The organism is Caldimonas manganoxidans ATCC BAA-369, assembly GCF_000381125.1.
Classification (GTDB): Bacteria; Pseudomonadota; Gammaproteobacteria; order Burkholderiales; family Burkholderiaceae_C; genus Caldimonas; species Caldimonas manganoxidans.
This window is the reverse complement of record NZ_KB905955.1, coordinates 1-14,339: the sequence shown is the minus strand read 5'-3', so window position 1 is coordinate 14,339 and position 14,339 is coordinate 1. Positions and strand designations below refer to the sequence as shown.

At 67.3% G+C, this 14,339-nt stretch carries 19 protein-coding genes, 1 tRNA gene and 1 pseudogene; 15 read left to right on the top strand and 6 right to left on the bottom strand.

Annotation, left to right across the window (positions count from 1 at the left end; genetic code table 11):
- The first annotated feature begins 94 nt into the window (after window positions 1-94).
- From F615_RS0113105 to F615_RS0113070, 8 genes are all read left to right on the top strand, one after another.
- Window positions 95-1,168 (top strand): calcium/sodium antiporter, encoded by a 1,074-nt coding sequence (locus tag F615_RS0113105; RefSeq protein WP_019561642.1) that lies wholly within the window; start codon window positions 95-97, stop codon window positions 1,166-1,168.
- Window positions 1,169-1,172: 4 nt separating this feature from the next.
- Entirely contained in the window at window positions 1,173-1,652 is a 480-nt protein-coding gene (locus F615_RS0113100) for an acyl-CoA thioesterase (protein ID WP_019561641.1), read from the top strand.
- Window positions 1,653-1,664: 12 nt separating this feature from the next.
- Window positions 1,665-2,036 carry a hypothetical protein gene (locus F615_RS0113095; RefSeq protein ID WP_019561640.1) on the top strand — a complete coding sequence of 124 codons (372 nt, stop codon included), beginning with the start codon at window positions 1,665-1,667 and terminating at the stop codon, window positions 2,034-2,036.
- Window positions 2,037-2,058: 22 nt separating this feature from the next.
- Window positions 2,059-3,426 (top strand): DNA repair protein RadA, encoded by a 1,368-nt coding sequence (gene radA / locus F615_RS0113090; RefSeq protein ID WP_019561639.1) that lies wholly within the window; start codon window positions 2,059-2,061, stop codon window positions 3,424-3,426.
- Between the two features lie 149 nt (window positions 3,427-3,575).
- Window positions 3,576-5,147: a BCCT family transporter gene (locus F615_RS0113085; RefSeq protein ID WP_019561638.1), complete on the top strand. Its 1,572-nt coding sequence runs from the start codon at window positions 3,576-3,578 to the stop codon at window positions 5,145-5,147.
- A 10-nt stretch (window positions 5,148-5,157) separates the two neighbouring features.
- Complete coding sequence (locus F615_RS0113080; RefSeq protein ID WP_019561637.1) at window positions 5,158-5,562, top strand: hypothetical protein; 405 nt, start codon at window positions 5,158-5,160, stop codon at window positions 5,560-5,562.
- A 37-nt stretch (window positions 5,563-5,599) separates the two neighbouring features.
- The gene (locus F615_RS0113075; RefSeq protein ID WP_019561636.1) at window positions 5,600-6,523 is read left to right on the top strand and encodes a branched-chain amino acid transaminase; all 924 of its coding nucleotides are present in this window, start codon (window positions 5,600-5,602) and stop codon (window positions 6,521-6,523) included.
- Between the two features lie 10 nt (window positions 6,524-6,533).
- Window positions 6,534-6,743 carry a zinc-finger domain-containing protein gene (locus F615_RS0113070; RefSeq protein ID WP_019561635.1) on the top strand — a complete coding sequence of 70 codons (210 nt, stop codon included), beginning with the start codon at window positions 6,534-6,536 and terminating at the stop codon, window positions 6,741-6,743.
- 76 nt (window positions 6,744-6,819) lie between these two features.
- Here the strand turns inward: F615_RS0113070 and F615_RS0113065 are convergent, their stop codons facing one another.
- Window positions 6,820-7,548 (bottom strand): P-loop NTPase family protein, encoded by a 729-nt coding sequence (locus tag F615_RS0113065; protein ID WP_019561634.1) that lies wholly within the window; start codon window positions 7,546-7,548, stop codon window positions 6,820-6,822.
- An 84-nt stretch (window positions 7,549-7,632) separates the two neighbouring features.
- Between F615_RS0113065 and F615_RS19710 the strand changes: the two genes are divergently transcribed.
- Window positions 7,633-7,950 (top strand): hypothetical protein, encoded by a 318-nt coding sequence (locus F615_RS19710; protein WP_026330309.1) that lies wholly within the window; start codon window positions 7,633-7,635, stop codon window positions 7,948-7,950.
- Window position 7,951: 1 nt separating this feature from the next.
- On the opposite strand, the gene F615_RS0113055 is transcribed toward F615_RS19710, so the two are convergent.
- The 3 genes from F615_RS0113055 to F615_RS0113045 all read right to left on the bottom strand — a co-directional run bounded on the left by F615_RS0113055 (window position 7,952) and on the right by F615_RS0113045 (window position 9,907).
- A complete protein-coding gene (locus tag F615_RS0113055; protein WP_019561633.1) occupies window positions 7,952-8,497 on the bottom strand; it encodes a DUF3455 domain-containing protein in 546 nt (181 codons plus the stop codon).
- 103 nt (window positions 8,498-8,600) lie between these two features.
- Window positions 8,601-9,281 carry an anti-sigma factor gene (locus F615_RS0113050; RefSeq protein ID WP_019561632.1) on the bottom strand — a complete coding sequence of 227 codons (681 nt, stop codon included), beginning with the start codon at window positions 9,279-9,281 and terminating at the stop codon, window positions 8,601-8,603.
- Window positions 9,278-9,907, bottom strand: coding sequence for a sigma-70 family RNA polymerase sigma factor (locus tag F615_RS0113045; RefSeq protein WP_019561631.1), 630 nt, complete (start codon window positions 9,905-9,907; stop codon window positions 9,278-9,280). The genes F615_RS0113050 and F615_RS0113045 overlap by 4 nt, the downstream gene beginning before the upstream one ends.
- 71 nt (window positions 9,908-9,978) lie before the next feature.
- On the opposite strand from F615_RS0113045, the gene purU reads away from it, so the two are divergent.
- The 4 genes from purU to F615_RS0113025 are packed head-to-tail and all read left to right on the top strand — an operon-like array spanning window position 9,979 to window position 12,879.
- Entirely contained in the window at window positions 9,979-10,863 is an 885-nt protein-coding gene (purU, locus tag F615_RS0113040) for a formyltetrahydrofolate deformylase (protein ID WP_019561630.1), read from the top strand.
- A 13-nt stretch (window positions 10,864-10,876) separates the two neighbouring features.
- Complete coding sequence (locus F615_RS19965) at window positions 10,877-11,314, top strand: YybH family protein (RefSeq protein WP_019561629.1); 438 nt, start codon at window positions 10,877-10,879, stop codon at window positions 11,312-11,314.
- A gap of 6 nt (window positions 11,315-11,320) precedes the next feature.
- Window positions 11,321-12,316 (top strand): YheT family hydrolase, encoded by a 996-nt coding sequence (locus F615_RS0113030; RefSeq protein ID WP_019561628.1) that lies wholly within the window; start codon window positions 11,321-11,323, stop codon window positions 12,314-12,316.
- 14 nt (window positions 12,317-12,330) lie between these two features.
- Window positions 12,331-12,879, top strand: a complete 549-nt coding sequence (locus tag F615_RS0113025) for a DUF2946 family protein (protein ID WP_019561627.1) — start codon at window positions 12,331-12,333, stop codon at window positions 12,877-12,879.
- A gap of 68 nt (window positions 12,880-12,947) precedes the next feature.
- Here F615_RS0113025 and F615_RS0113020 read toward each other — a convergent pair whose 3' ends face one another.
- A complete protein-coding gene (locus F615_RS0113020; RefSeq protein WP_019561626.1) occupies window positions 12,948-13,490 on the bottom strand; it encodes a c-type cytochrome in 543 nt (180 codons plus the stop codon).
- 137 nt (window positions 13,491-13,627) lie between these two features.
- On the opposite strand from F615_RS0113020, the gene F615_RS0113015 reads away from it, so the two are divergent.
- A tRNA-Arg gene (locus F615_RS0113015) sits at window positions 13,628-13,703 on the top strand.
- 146 nt (window positions 13,704-13,849) lie between these two features.
- Here F615_RS0113015 and F615_RS20320 read toward each other — a convergent pair.
- Complete coding sequence (locus tag F615_RS20320) at window positions 13,850-14,044, bottom strand: transposase (RefSeq protein WP_019561625.1); 195 nt, start codon at window positions 14,042-14,044, stop codon at window positions 13,850-13,852.
- A gap of 146 nt (window positions 14,045-14,190) precedes the next feature.
- Between F615_RS20320 and F615_RS19955 the strand changes: the two are divergent.
- Window positions 14,191-14,339: pseudogene (locus F615_RS19955) on the top strand (IS5/IS1182 family transposase); the annotation flags it as partial.

Sequence of the window (14,339 nt, the reverse complement as noted above, 5' to 3'; positions counted from 1 at the left end):
TGGCGTCCATTATATCGAACGGCCTTGCCTGCAAGGATGCCTCCGGGGGGCCGCCGGTCATGGCACCATGGCGGCAACTCATGGAGGCAGGAGCATGTCCATCGTCACCTTCATCGCCGGCCTGATGGCCTTGGTCGCGGGCGCCGAAGCCTTGGTGCGCGGGGCCTCGCGCTTGTCGCTGTCCTGGGGCATTTCCCCGCTGGTGGTCGGACTGACCGTGGTGGCCTTCGGCACCAGCGCACCCGAGATGGCCGTCTCCGTCGGCGCGGCCGCGCAAGGCGCCACCGAGATGGCCGTGGGCAATGTCGTGGGCAGCAACGTGTTCAATGTGCTGTTCATCTTGGGCCTGTCGGCCTTGATCGCGCCACTGGTCGTGCACGTGCAAGTCATTCGGCAAGAAGTGCCCCTCATGTTGGCCGCCGGGCTCGTGTTGGTGGCCATGGCCCTGGACGGCGTCATTTCGAGGCCCGAGGCGGCGCTGCTGCTGGCGCTGATGCTGGGCTACACCATCTTTCTGATCGTGCAGGCACGCCGCGCGCCGGCGCAAGAACAAAGCGAGTTCGCGGCCGACGCACCGGCCAGCCAGTGGGATCGGCATTGGAGCGTGCAGATCCTGCTGGTGCTGGTCGGACTGGCCGCGTTGGTGCTGGGCTCGCGCTGGCTCGTGCAGGCGGCCACCGCCTTTGCCAGCGCCTTGGGCGTCAGCGATGTGGTCATCGGCCTGACCATCGTGGCCGCCGGCACCTCGTTGCCGGAGGTGGCCGCCTCGGTCACCGCCTCCTTGCGTGGCCAGCGCGACATCGCCGTGGGCAATGTGGTCGGCAGCAACCTCTTCAACATCCTGGGCTGCCTGGGCCTGGCCGGCGTCGTGGCCGACGGCGGCCTGCCCATTCCCGAGGCCGTGCGCAACTTCGACCTGTGGGTGATGATGGCCACCTTGTTGGCCTGCCTGCCGATTTTCATGACCGGCCGCCAGATCGCGCGCTGGGAAGGCGGTGTGCTGCTGGCCTACTATGGCGCCTACACGGCCTACCTCGTTCTGGCGGCCCAACACCATGAGGCCTTGGGGGCCTATTCCACCGTCATGATGAGTTTCGTGATCCCCCTGACCATCGTCACCCTGGCGGTGATGGTGATTCGTCGCCCCTTCCCCTCGCGATCGCACTGACTGCATGGACCTGCCCAGCCACCAACTCACGATGACCGTGCTGATGACGCCGGACATGGCCAATTTTTCCGGCAATGTCCACGGCGGCACCATCCTCAAACTGCTCGACCAAGTGGCCTATGCCTGCGCCAGCCGCTACGCCGGACGCTACGTGGTCACCCTCTCGGTCGACCAGGTGATCTTCCGCCAGCCCATCCATGTGGGCGAGCTGGTCACCTTCCTCGCGTCGGTGAACTACACCGGGAACTCCTCGATGGAAGTCGGCATCAAGGTGGTGGCAGAGAACATTCGCACCCAGGTCGTGCGCCACGCCAACAGCTGCTTTTTCACGATGGTGGCCGTCGATGACCAAGGCCGGCCCACGCCGGTGCCGCCCTTGACCCCGACCACGCCGGACGAACAGCGCCGCCACCAGGCCGCCTTGCTGCGCAAGCAGCTGCGCCGGGAGCTCGAGCAGCGCTACCTGGGCATCAAGAACGCCTGAGCGGAGCTTGCCATGGCTTTTCCCTGGATCACCGCCTTCAAGATCATCCCCTGGAAGGATGTCATCGAAGCCACACCGACCATCGTGCGGGGGGCCAAGCAGTTGTGGAGCAAAGTGCGCCAGGACGACTCCGCCGCCGCCTCGGCGATGCAAGATGCGGCCGCCACTCCCATCTCCCCCGAAGCCCGGCTGGCCCAGCTCGAACAGCGCGTGGCCGAACTCAGCCGCGAGGCCGTGGCCTCCAGCGAGCTGATCCAGGCCCTGGCCCAGCACAACGAACGCCTGGTGGCCGCCGTCGACACCCTGCGGCTGCGCACCCGGGTGCTGATGGGGGTGAGCACGCTGCTGGCCGGCGCAGTGGTCGCGCTGTTCTTCCTGCGCTGAGACGGGGCCACAATCGCCCCCCATGGCCAAGGACAAGACGATCTACACCTGCTGCGAGTGCGGCGGCACGAGCCCGAAGTGGTTGGGCAAATGCCCCCACTGCGGCGCCTGGAACACGTTGGAGGAAACCCTCGCGCAGACCGCCTCGGCCTCCAGAAACCGCTTCCAGTCCTGGGCGCAAAGCGCCCCGGTCACCCCCTTGGCCCAGATCGAGGCCAACGAGGTGCGGCGCACCCCCACCGGCTTGGAAGAACTCGACCGCGTGCTGGGCGGCGGCATCGTCGAAGGGGGGGTGGTGCTCATCGGCGGCGACCCGGGCATCGGCAAATCGACCCTGCTGCTGCAAGCGCTGGATGCCTTGTCGCGCTCGCTGCCCACGCTGTACGTCACCGGGGAAGAATCCGGCGCCCAAGTGGCGCTGCGCGCCCGGCGGCTGGGGCTCGATGCCTCGCAGGTGCGCGTGCAAGCCGAAACCCAGCTCGAAAAGATTCTGGCCACGCTGGCCGCCGAGCGCCCGGCCATCGCGGTCATCGACTCCATCCAGACGCTGTATTCCGAGCAGCTGAGTTCGGCCCCCGGCTCGGTGGCCCAGGTGCGCGAATGTGCCGCCCATCTCACCCGCAGCGCCAAGGCCAGCGGCACGGCCATCGTGCTGGTGGGCCATGTCACCAAGGAAGGGGCGCTGGCCGGCCCGCGCGTGCTGGAGCACATGGTCGACACGGTGCTCTATTTCGAAGGCGACACCCATTCCAGCTTCCGCCTGGTGCGCGCCATCAAGAACCGCTTCGGCGCGGTCAACGAGATCGGCGTCTTTGCGATGACCGAGCGCGGGCTCAAGGGCGTGGCCAACCCCAGCGCCATCTTCCTGTCCACCCATGGCGCACCGGTGCCCGGCTCCTGTGTGTTGGTCACGCTCGAAGGCACCCGCCCCTTGCTGGTGGAAGTGCAAGCCCTGGTGGACAGCTCCCCCATTCCCAGCCCGCGGCGGCTGTCGGTGGGCTTGGAGCAAAACCGTCTGGCCATGCTGCTGGCCGTGATGCACCGCCATGCCGGCATCGCCTGCTTCGACCAAGACGTCTTCGTCAACGCCGTGGGCGGGGTGCGCATCAGCGAGCCAGCCGCCGACCTGGCCGTGATGCTGGCCATCCACAGCTCGCTGCGTGGCAAGGCGCTGCCGCGCGGCTTTCTCACCTTCGGCGAGGTCGGCTTAGCCGGCGAAGTGCGCCCCGCGCCGCGCGGGCAGGAACGGCTCAAGGAAGCGGCCAAACTCGGCTTTTCGGTGGCCATCGTGCCCAAGGCCAATGCGCCGAAAAAGCCCATCGAGGGCCTGACCATCCACCCGGTCGAGCGCGTCGAGCAGGCCATCGAACTGGTGCGAACGCTCACTTAGCCTTCAAGCTACATTTGTGCTAAAGATGTCCTTGCTGGCCGGGGACACAATTCGCAGCACGGCGGTGCGGCTTTCGGGCCATACATTTGTCTCAATGTAACGAAGCGCCTAGGATCGCGCCCTTTTTGCGGTTCTGCGGAGGACACACCATGCAACTCATCGTCTCGGCCGGACTGATCCTGGCCGTCGTGTTGTGGGGCCTGCTGGCGCCGACCTCGCTGGGCGCGTTCTTCGACACCGCCCTGAGCCGCATCACCCACAACTTCGGCTGGTTTTATTTGTGGGTGGTGTTGGGACTGGTGACGCTGGCCTTGCTGCTGGCCTTCAGCCGCTATGGCGAGCTCAAGCTCGGCGCCGAAGATGACGAGCCCGAGTTCTCCATCGGCGCCTGGTTTGCGATGCTGTTTGCCGCGGGCATGGGCATCGGCCTGGTGTTCTGGGGCGTGGCCGAACCGATCTCCCACTACACCTCGCCGCCGCCGGGCATCGCGCCGCGCACCCCCGAGGCCGCCCATGCAGCCATGCGCTACGCCTTCTTCCATTGGGGCCTGCACCCCTGGGCGGTGTATGCGGTGGTCGGCTTGAGCATCGCCTTCTTCCAGTTTCGCCGTGGGGCGCCCGCCCTGGTGAGTGCGTCCACCGACGCCCTGCCTTGGCAGCCGCTGCGGCGGCTGTCGCCCGTGGTCAACGTGCTGGCCGTGGTGGCCACGGCCTTCGGCGTGGCGGCCTCACTGGGCATTGGCGCGCTGCAGATCAACAGCGGACTGCACACCGTCTTCGGTGTGCCGGTGGGGCAGGCCGTGCAGGTGGCCATCATCTTGGGGGTGACGGCGATCTTCCTTGCCTCGGCACTCAGCGGCGTGACTCGCGGCATCAAATGGCTGTCCAGCGCCAACCTCGTGTTGGCCGGCGCGCTGGCGCTGATGGTCTTCCTGCTGGGGCCCACCGTGGCGCTCATCGACACCTTCACGACCACGCTGGGGGCCTATCTCAGCGAGTTCGTCCGCATGAGCCTGCGCACCACACCCTTTCGCGACAGCAACTGGGTGAGCAGCTGGACGGTGTTTTACTGGGCCTGGTGGGTCAGCTGGTCCCCCTTCGTGGGCCTGTTCATCGCGCGGGTCTCGCGGGGGCGCACGATCCGCGAGTTCGTCATCGGCACCGTGCTGGCGCCCACGCTGGCCGGCTTCGTCTGGTTCGCCGTCTTCGGCGGCACGGCCTTGCACCTGGAGATCTTCCAGGGCGTGCCGGTGGCCGAGGCGGTCAAAGCCGATGTCTCCACCGCCCTGTTCGCCATGTTCGACGCGCTGCCGTTGGGCATGGTGATGTCGCTGGCGGCCACCGTGCTGGTGCTGATCTTCTTCGTCACTTCGGGCGACTCGGCCACGCTGGTGCTGGGCATGATGAGCACCCAGGGCCAGCCCAATCCAAGCGCCCGCGTCAAGCTGATCTGGGGCGTGCTGGTGGCCGGCATCGCCATCACGCTGTTGATGTCCGGCGGGGTGCAAGCGGTGCAGACGGCCACCATCGTCTTCGCCCTGCCCTTCACCGTGGTCATCGTGGGCATGGCGGTGTCGCTGTGGCTGGCGGTGCGCCAAGACTGGCGCTTGGAACAACGTCGCGAACGCGCCCTGCGCCAGCGCATGCGGGAGCTGGCCGGCCAGCCCTCAGCCGCCGAGATTGCGGACACTACGCAGCCGCCGCCGGGGCGCAGCCCCTAAGATCACGCCCATGAATCCTTGGATCGGCTGGGGCTTGGCGGCCCTGTTCACCCTGCTGGCTTGGCAACAGTATGGCTGGCAAGGCCTGCTGTTCGCCTTTTCGGCCATCACCTTCTGGCTGCTATTGCAGTTCAACAAGGCCGTGCGCGTGATGCGCCAGGCCGGCAGCGCCCCCATCGGCTACATCGACAGCGCCGTGATGCTCAATGCCAAGCTACGCAAGGGCCTGCCGATGCTCCAGATCGTGATGATGACGCGCAGCCTGGGCCAGAAGGTCAGCGACGAGCCGGAAGCCTACCGCTGGACCGACCCCGGCGGCTCCCACGTCACGCTGGAGCTGCGCGGCGGCAAGCTCGTGCGCTGGACGCTGTGGCGCCCCGACGCCGCCGGCGCGGATGCGCCCTCACCCCCGTAAAATCGCCGCTTTACCCCGAATTTCCGAGGAGCCTTGCATGGGCATGGAAGACCGCGACGGCAAAATCTGGATGGATGGCCGCTTGGTGGACTGGCGCGACGCCAAGATCCATGTGCTGACCCACACGCTGCACTACGGCTGCGGCGCCTTCGAGGGCGTGCGTGCCTACCACACCGCCCAAGGCACGGCCATCTTCCGGTTGCGCGAGCACACCGAGCGCCTGTTCAACAGCGCCAAGATCCTGCGCATGAAGATCCCCTACACCGTCGAACAGGTGATGGAGGCTCAGAAAGAAGTCGTGCGCGCCAACCAGCTCGACAGCTGCTACATCCGCCCACTGACCTGGATCGGCTCGGAAAAACTGGGCGTCAGCCCCAAGGGCAACACCATCCACCTGATGATCGCCGCCTGGGCCTGGGGCGCCTACCTGGGCGAAGAAGGCTTGAAGCGCGGCATTCGCGTCAAGACCAGCAGCTACACGCGTCATCACGTCAACATCACGATGACGCAGGCCAAGACGGTGAGCAACTACACCAACTCCATCCTGGCCAACATGGAAGCCACCGACGATGGCTATGACGAGGCCCTGTTGCTCGATGCGGCCGGCTTCGTCTCCGAAGGCGCTGGCGAGAATCTTTTCATCGTCAAGAACGGCGTGGTCTACACGCCCGATCTATCAGCCGGGGCGCTCAATGGCATCACGCGCAACACCATCTTCGCCATTTGCCGCGACCTGGGCATCGACCTCATCGAAAAGCGCATCACGCGCGACGAGGTCTACATCGCCGACGAGGCCTTCTTCACCGGCACGGCCGCCGAGGTCACGCCGATCCGCGAGCTCGATCGCATCCAGATCGGTGCCGGCGAGCGCGGCCCGATCACCGAAAAGATCCAAACGGCCTTCTTCGACATCGTCAATGGCCGCAATCCCAAGTACGCGCAATGGCTGACACGGGTCTGAGGTCGCAGTGATGAGCAGCAACCAACCCCTCCCTGTCGTGGAACTGTCGGCCCGGGATCTCCAGGGCCATGGGGTGGTGTTTTGCCCCCACCCCCAAATGCCGCTGTGGAGCGCCCATCCCAAGGTGTACATCGACGTGGCCACCACCGGCGAGGGCAAGTGCCCCTATTGCAGCACGGTCTACCGGCTCAAGGCCGGCGAGAAAGTCCACGGCCACTGAGCCTGAAGCGGCCATCGCCGGCCGGCGACGCCCCCATGCACGCGCATGGGGCCTTGGTGCCATGCCGAGGAGACGCTCAGATGCGCAAGGTGTCGAGCTCGGCATACGCATGGTTCATCCACAGCTTCAGCCGCTGGCGCTCCATCAGGCCCAGGCTGCTGCCGTCGCCGCCGCTGGTGTTGCGGGCGGACCAAAAACTCATGTTGGCCGCATCGATCTTCTGCGCCACCGACTCGTGCAGTTTGCGAAGCGTGATCTGTCGCGCCCCCAGCGCCAGGGCGCGCTCCAGCTCGCCTGAGCTTTCCAGCTGACTGAAGTCGTCACCGCGCAGCTGGTTGAGCACCAGCACATACTGCAACCGACGGCCAAAGCGGTCGAGCAGTTTTTTCAGCAAGTCCACCGAATCCTTGCCGGCATCCATCACATGCCAATAGTGGATGGCCAGGTCCGAGACATCCGCCAAGTCCAGCACGCCGGATTCGTCCATCCATTTCACCAGCGGCGCATGGGTCTGGGCGGCCAGATCCACCAGCACCCGCCGGCCGGGCTGCTCGATGGCCGACTCGATCATGGCGTCCAGTGCCTCGTAACGCTCCACCGCCATCGGCGAGGCATAGCCCGCATAAAAACGCATGAACGTGCCATGCGAGCGGTCGGTGTCGAAGCCGACGAACGGCAGGTTGTGGTCGATGAAGTACTGAGCCAGCAGGCGCGAGACGAGGGATTTGCCCACGCCGCCTTTCTCACCACCGACCAGGTGGATGATGGACTTGGGCGCAACTTCCAGGGTCGGGATCTGCGTCATGCGGTCGCTCTCCTTGTGATTTGAGCCGGTGGCGTCGGGTTGATCCATCGATCGCACCGGCGTTCCAACCGCGATGATGCCAGCATGGCGCGCGTCATCCTGTTGCAAGCTCGAGCTCCCAGCAAACCCCTCCCCGGACAGCCGTGCAATGGCTGCGGCGTGTGCTGCGCCGCCGAGCCCTGCCCCCTGGGGCAAGTGCTCAGCCGGCGCCGCCGCGGCCGCTGCCGGGCCCTGCACTGGGAGCCCGCCGAGCAAAGGTACCGCTGTGGGGCCCTGACGCAGCCTGGGCGCCACCTGCCCCGGGTTGCACAGCCGCTATGGCCCTGGATCGCCCCGTGGCTGAAGCGCTGGATCGCCGCAGGACGCGGCTGCGACTCCAGCGCCATCGTGCTGCGGCCCTGACTCAGCGAGCGTAGAACACGTAGTCGGCCTGGTAAGGCACTTGGCGGCGCTGTCCCTGTTGGTCCGCGGTACAGGCGGGCGCCGGCGCCACACCACCGCGGGTATTGAGGCGCTGGATGTAGGCCGTGCCCTGCAGCAAGCCCATGCCCATGGACGGCTCGGCCTGGACGAGCTGCAAAGGAATGTGGCCGGCGCCGGCCGGTGCCACCGCGACTTGCTTGCCCGTGACCTTCGAACCATCCTGGGCCTCCCAAGTCGGCCCCCCGTAGTACTTGCCCACCACCTTGCCCTGGCGGTCGTACAACGTGGCCATGGGGCTGACGAACACCCATTCGTAAACGCCGCTCGCACCGGCCTTGGCCCGGCATTCATACGTGATCTCGCCCCTGCCCACGGTGTGCAGGGTCTGGCGCACACCGGCGGGCACACGGATCTCGGGCGGCAGGCTCATGTTGTCCACCGGCGCAGAGGCCATGGGCGCGGAGGTCATCGATCCACAGGCAGCCAGGCTCAACCCAGCCAGGCTGGACAAAACGGTCTTGTGCATGGAAGTCTCCAATCGGTCAGAGGGGTTCAGGACGCCGGGACCGGGTCTCGCCCCGGCTTGCCTTCCATACGCAGCGCACCGCCTTCCGGATGCGCGAAAACGCTCACAACGACACGCGGCCGGTGTAGAGAATGGGCCCGGTGGGCGCGCCGGTGGGCGAGCCGCCGGGCGGCTCCAGACTGACCGCCAGCGCCGCGGTGCCGGGCAGTTCCAGGCGGCGCTGCAGCCGCGTGGGCCGGTCGGCCCGGATCACGCCCAAGGAACGCGGCGCCCCTTGCCCGGGCACGGCCCACAGTTCCAACACCCGCCCGGCCTCCACGGGGACGGCCGCCACCGGCTGCACGACCAGGCTCGAGCCATCGGGGCTGAGCCCGGCCACGAAGGTGCTGGGGCCTTGCGGCGCGGCCAAGACCACCACCAGCGGTGGCGGCATCGGCGTGGGCCGCAGCAGCAGCACGGCCATCACCACTGCGGCGGCGCTGGCCAGCACCGACCAGCCACGCCAGAAGTTCAGCCGCGCCCACGGGCTGCGGCGCGCATCGGCCGCGGGTGCCGCGCCGTCCAGCCGGGCCTCGATCGCGCGCCACACCCGCTCGGACGGCGCCACCGGCGGCACCGCCTCGGACAGCGGCTGCAACCGGTCCTGCCAGCCAGCCACGGCCTCGCGCAGGCTCGGATGCGCCATCATCAGGGTTTCGAATCGCCGACGCGCACCACCGCGCAAGGTGCCCAGCACGTACTCGGCCGCCAGCCGCTCGACCACCTCCGCACGCAGAGCCCTCATGTCAGCCCTCCTGGCGCGAGCCGTTCCAAGCAGCCCTTCAGCGACAGCAACGCCCGTCGGATCCATGACTTCACCGACCCCAGCGGCTGCCCCAACTGCCGGGCCACCTCACTGTGCGACAGCCCCTGGTAATAGGCCAGCGCCAAGCTGTGCTGCTGCTCGGGCGACAGCTCGGCCAGACAGTGCCGCAGCAGCCGCGCTTCGACGGCGCGCTGCAGCAGCTCGGACGGGCCGGGGTGAGGGTCGGGATGATCGTCGTACACGCCGCTGGGATCCTGCTCATCATCGACCGCCCCCTCATCGCTGAAGCGCGGTCGCGCCTGGGCTCGCCGCAGGCTGTCGATGGCCCGATGTCGGGCGATGCTGGTCAGCCAAGTCATCGGCTGGCTGCGGGCGGCATCGAAGCTGCCTGCGGCCTTCCAGACCGCCAGGTAGACCTCCTGCAACACGTCCTCGGCCTGGCTGCGTTCCCCGGTGATACGCAGAATCACGCCCAGCAGATGCGCCGCGGTGAGCCGGTACAGCTGCGCGAAGGCGGCCCGTTGACCCAAGGCGGTCTGCGCCAGCAGGCGGCCCAGCTCCTGGCTGCGCTCACTCCAAGGCGAATCCGGCAACGACATGGTCATGGCGGCGCATTGTGCCGTCGCCGACGGCCAGCGTACAGCCTCCGTACAATCGGCAAGGTCTGAAAGCCATCATGAACACTTCCCGCGAATTCATCCTCACCCTGTCCTGTCAAGACACCAAGGGCGTGGTCTATGCGGTCTCTGGTCTGCTGTACCAGGCCGGCTGCAACATCCTGGACTCCCAGCAATTCGGCGACGTGCAAAGCCCCGACGGCACGGGCCTGTTCTTCATGCGGGTGCACTTCGAAGCGCCCGAACATTTGGCCGACGTGGCCACGCTGGACAAGCTGTTTGCCCACGTGCGCCAGCAGTTCGGCATGCAAGCGGCTTTCCATGCGCTGTCGCGCAAGTCGCGCGTGCTCATCATGGTGAGCAAGCACGGCCACTGTCTCAACGACTTGTTGTTCCGTCACCGCTCGGGCCTGCTGCCCATCGAGGTGCCGGCCATCGTCTCCAATCATCCCGATTTCGCAGAACTGGCCGCCAGCTACGGCATCCCCTTCCACCACCTGCCGCTGCCCACCGGGGCCTCGCACGACACCAAGCGGGCGCAAGAGCGACAGATCGAGCAACTCATCACCGAACACGGCATCGATCTGGTGGTGCTGGCGCGCTACATGCAAATCCTCAGCCCCGAGTTCTGCGAATTCCTCAAAGGTCGGGCGATCAACATTCACCACAGCTTCCTGCCCAGCTTCAAGGGGGCCAAGCCGTATTACCAGGCCCATGACCGCGGGGTGAAGCTCATCGGCGCCACCGCCCACTACGTCACCGCCGACCTCGACGAAGGCCCCATCATCGAGCAAGACGTCGAGCGCGTGGACCACACGCTCAGTCCGGAGGACTTCACCGCCGTGGGCCGCGACGTCGAATGCGTGGTGCTGGCCCGCGCGGTGCGCTGGCATGTGGAGCACCGCGTGCTGCTCAACGGCCACAAGACCGTCGTGTTCAAGTAAACCCGCAACACCCATGCCCCGCCCGCTCGCGCCCCTGGCCTCTCCCGACGATACCGAGGCCCAGTTCTACGAGGCCCTGCAGCAAGGCGACATCGACAAGCTGATGGCCGTATGGGCCGACGATGAAGACGTCGTGTGCATCCACCCGGGTGGGCCGCGGCTGGTGGGGCTCAGCGCGATCCGGGCCCAGTTCGCAGCCCTGTTCGCCCATGGCAGCATCCAGGCCCAACCCGAACGCGTGCGGCGCATGCACGCCCATGACAGCGCGGTGCACAGCGTGATCGAGCAAGTGCGCGTCATGACCGAAGACGGGCCGCGGTCGGTGCTGGTGGTGGCCACCAACGTCTACGTGAAGACCGCCCTGGGCTGGCGCATGGTGTGCCACCATGCAAGCCCCGGCTCGCCGCACGAGCCCACCGAGGCGGGCGAAGCGCCCACCACCTTGCACTGACCGCCGATGGAGACCTACCGCGCCCCGCGCTGGCTGGCCGCTGCCGGTCCGCTCGGCAGCCATGCTCAAACCATCTGGCCGGCGCTGTTCTCACGCCGCTTCCTGGGGCCGCGGCCGGCGTACACCCGAGAGCGCTGGACCACCCCGGACCATGATTTCATCGACGTGGACCGCCTGACCTGGACGGCCGAACCCCCGGCCCCCGAGGCGCCCTTGCTCGTGCTCTTTCACGGTCTGGAAGGCTCCTCACGCAGCCATTACGCCGAGGCATTCGCGCACTGGGCGCGGCAGCGTCGCTGGCACTATGCGGTGCCGCACTTCCGAGGCTGCTCGGGCGAACTCAACCTCGCGCCACGGGCCTACCATTCGGGCGACTACGAGGAAGTCGGCTGGATCCTGCAGCGTCTGCGCGGCTCGCACCGCGGCCCGCTGCTGGCCGTGGGCGTGTCGCTGGGGGGCAATGCCTTGCTGCGCTGGGCCGAAGAAGCCGGTGAGACAGCCGCGCAGACCGTGCGCGCGGTGTGCGCCATCAGCTCGCCGCTGGACCTGGCCGCCGGCGGCGCGGCCATCGGCCGCGGCTTCAACCGGCTGGTCTACACGCGCATGTTCCTGCGCACCATGAAGCCCAAGGCATTGCGCAAGCTGGCCCAGTATCCCGGGCTGTTCGACCGCCAGCGGCTGCTGGCCGCGCGCGACCTCTACGAGTTCGACAATGTCTTCACCGCCCCGCTGCATGGCTTTCGCAACACCGAGGATTACTGGTCGCGCGCCTCGGCCAAACCCCATTTGCATCGCATCCGCATCCCGGCGCTGGTGCTCAATGCCCTCAACGACCCCTTCGTGCCGGCAGCCAGCCTGCCCCGGCCGCAGGAGGTGGGCCGCTTCGTGACACTGTGGCAGCCCCCGCATGGCGGCCATGTCGGCTTTGCCGCCGGCCCGCTGCCCGGCCATGTGATGACCCTGCCGCAGGCGGTGACGGACTGGCTGCACCAACGGCTTTGAGTGATGATTGCCGCATGGATGACATCGTCAGAGCTGCACTGAAGAAATGGCCCAACGTGCCCGCCTGCCGAGGCTGGCTGGCGCTGGACGCCCGGGGCCAGTGGTACATGCGTGACGAACGCACCCAGGCAGCCGGCCCCTTCCCGCGGGTCAAAGGCAGTCTGATCACGCACGACAAGCTGCGCGAATTCATCCACCGCAACTACGAGGCCGATGAACGCGGCCAGTGGTATTTCCAAAACGGCCCGCAGCGCGTCTACGTGGAGCTGGAATGCACGCCCTGGGTGTGGCGCGTGCGCAGCCACGGGCCCGAGCGCCCCCCCTCCATCACCAGCCACACCGGCCTGGCGGCCACCCACGTGCGCGACTGCCTGCTCGACGAGGCCGGCCGGCTGTACCTGGCCACCGAGCTGGGCGTGGGGCTGGTGCACAGCCAAGACATGCACGATGCCTCACAGGCGATCGAAGACGGCTGGTGGCAGCCCCGGGAGGTGCGATCGGCCGAGCTGCCCGAACGCTACGGCTACGTGCTCAGCCCCCAGGCCGCCGCCGCGCAGGCATGAAAAAGCCGGCCAGCGGCCGGCTCGGCTCCAGCAGGGCCTGCGTTGCCCTGCCGCATCGGGCGCGCGGCTTATTGCGAAGCCGCTGCGGCGGCCGCCGGTGCGGCCGGCTCGGGCAAGTTGCCGCCCGAGTTGTTGACCATGTACACCACGGCGCGGCCAATCTCCAGATCGCTGAACTCGCCCCCCCCTTGCGCGCCCATGGCGCCCTTGCCTTTCAAGGCGGAGTTCAGCAGCGTCTCGTAGCCTTGCGCCACCCGCGGCGCCCAGGCAGCCGCATCGCCGAACTTGGGCGCGCCAGCCAGGCCTGCGCCATGGCAGGCTACGCACTGGGCTTGGTAGACCTCCTGGCCGGTTTTGAGCACACGCGGGGCCGAAGGATCGCGCAACTCGACGGTGCCAACCGGCCGGATGCGCGCGGCAACCGCCTCTTCGGAGAAGCCATCGCTGCCCGCCCCCGACTTGGTCCCCGAGGCCACGAAATTGACCAACAAAATGATGCCCACGATGGGCACCAGGAAGGAAAAGACCACCGCCAGAACCAGCTGCTTGGGCGTCTTGACCGGCCCTTCATGGGCGGCGTGTTCGTCGTGGGCGTGTGCGTTGTCGCTCATGTAAGAAATCCTCGGCTTTGAACCGGACGTCATCGCGCCCGCCACAGCGGCGCGGCAGCGCAAAACCTATCGATTATATGCGAGCCCAGGGTCTGCTCATGCCCTGGCACCGAAGGCTGCTAGAATGCGGAGTTCTCGCGGCTGTAGCTCAGTGGATAGAGTGTCGGCCTCCGAAGCCGAAGGTCGTGGGTTCGATCCCCGCCAGCCGCGCCACATCGCGATGACTTGGCGCTTTTCCGAGAGCACATCGGGTTGGGTTGCAGCCGACTCCGAGATGCCACGCGTGGCCTGAATTGGGCCATGGCAACGCCGCTGACGTGTGGCCGTGCCCGTTGACTCGTGGCTGTGCCTTTGGCGCGTCACGGTTCATGGCCCATCTGTGCCCCCACGTAGCCCAGGGCATCGCGAGCCACCGCCCAAAGCCTGGCCTTGCGGCCGACAGGGTCGTCGGAGAGGATCAGTTCGACGCCCGAGCGGCCCCGCCGGCTCAGGCCGCCGAGGAGGGCGCGCCAATGAACCTCGGCCTCGGACAGGGCGACGGAAGCCCCCAGCACGCGGCATCGGCCGGCGACTTCGTCGGCCCTGCAAAACGACCTCAAGCCGCATAGACACTGAGTTGGTGAGGTGATGTTGCGGGGTTGGAACTCCCGAATATGAATCGGCTCGATGGGAATTCCTGGGGGTTTGGGGACGGATTTCGATGAGCACGCCGGACTTTTTCCGCGCCCGACTGGACCAGATGATCGACCTGCGCCACCCGCTGGCGGTGCTGGCCACGCGTATGCCGTGGCAGCAGATCGAAGCGAGCGTAGCGCCGCTGCTGGCGCGCAAGGACCGGCGCGGGCGCAG

What these genes read in the sequence shown, in the direction of transcription:
- F615_RS0113065 (WP_019561634.1), bottom strand. Translation starts at nt 7,548, where the DNA reads ATGACGCAGATCCCGACCCTGGAAGTTGCGCCCAAGTCCATCATCCAC.
- purU (WP_019561630.1), top strand. Translation starts at nt 9,979, where the DNA reads ATGAACACTTCCCGCGAATTCATCCTCACCCTGTCCTGTCAAGACACC.
- F615_RS19965 (WP_019561629.1), top strand. Translation starts at nt 10,877, where the DNA reads ATGCCCCGCCCGCTCGCGCCCCTGGCCTCTCCCGACGATACCGAGGCC.
- F615_RS0113105 (WP_019561642.1), top strand. Translation starts at nt 95, where the DNA reads ATGTCCATCGTCACCTTCATCGCCGGCCTGATGGCCTTGGTCGCGGGC.
- F615_RS0113025 (WP_019561627.1), top strand. Translation starts at nt 12,331, where the DNA reads ATGGATGACATCGTCAGAGCTGCACTGAAGAAATGGCCCAACGTGCCC.
- F615_RS0113070 (WP_019561635.1), top strand. Translation starts at nt 6,534, where the DNA reads ATGAGCAGCAACCAACCCCTCCCTGTCGTGGAACTGTCGGCCCGGGAT.
- F615_RS0113020 (WP_019561626.1), bottom strand. Translation starts at nt 13,490, where the DNA reads ATGAGCGACAACGCACACGCCCACGACGAACACGCCGCCCATGAAGGG.
- F615_RS0113055 (WP_019561633.1), bottom strand. Translation starts at nt 8,497, where the DNA reads ATGCACAAGACCGTTTTGTCCAGCCTGGCTGGGTTGAGCCTGGCTGCC.
- F615_RS19710 (WP_026330309.1), top strand. Translation starts at nt 7,633, where the DNA reads ATGGCGCGCGTCATCCTGTTGCAAGCTCGAGCTCCCAGCAAACCCCTC.
- radA (WP_019561639.1), top strand. Translation starts at nt 2,059, where the DNA reads ATGGCCAAGGACAAGACGATCTACACCTGCTGCGAGTGCGGCGGCACG.
- F615_RS0113095 (WP_019561640.1), top strand. Translation starts at nt 1,665, where the DNA reads ATGGCTTTTCCCTGGATCACCGCCTTCAAGATCATCCCCTGGAAGGAT.
- F615_RS0113085 (WP_019561638.1), top strand. Translation starts at nt 3,576, where the DNA reads ATGCAACTCATCGTCTCGGCCGGACTGATCCTGGCCGTCGTGTTGTGG.
- F615_RS0113050 (WP_019561632.1), bottom strand. Translation starts at nt 9,281, where the DNA reads ATGAGGGCTCTGCGTGCGGAGGTGGTCGAGCGGCTGGCGGCCGAGTAC.
- F615_RS0113075 (WP_019561636.1), top strand. Translation starts at nt 5,600, where the DNA reads ATGGGCATGGAAGACCGCGACGGCAAAATCTGGATGGATGGCCGCTTG.
- F615_RS0113080 (WP_019561637.1), top strand. Translation starts at nt 5,158, where the DNA reads ATGAATCCTTGGATCGGCTGGGGCTTGGCGGCCCTGTTCACCCTGCTG.
- F615_RS0113045 (WP_019561631.1), bottom strand. Translation starts at nt 9,907, where the DNA reads ATGACCATGTCGTTGCCGGATTCGCCTTGGAGTGAGCGCAGCCAGGAG.
- F615_RS0113100 (WP_019561641.1), top strand. Translation starts at nt 1,173, where the DNA reads ATGGACCTGCCCAGCCACCAACTCACGATGACCGTGCTGATGACGCCG.
- F615_RS0113030 (WP_019561628.1), top strand. Translation starts at nt 11,321, where the DNA reads ATGGAGACCTACCGCGCCCCGCGCTGGCTGGCCGCTGCCGGTCCGCTC.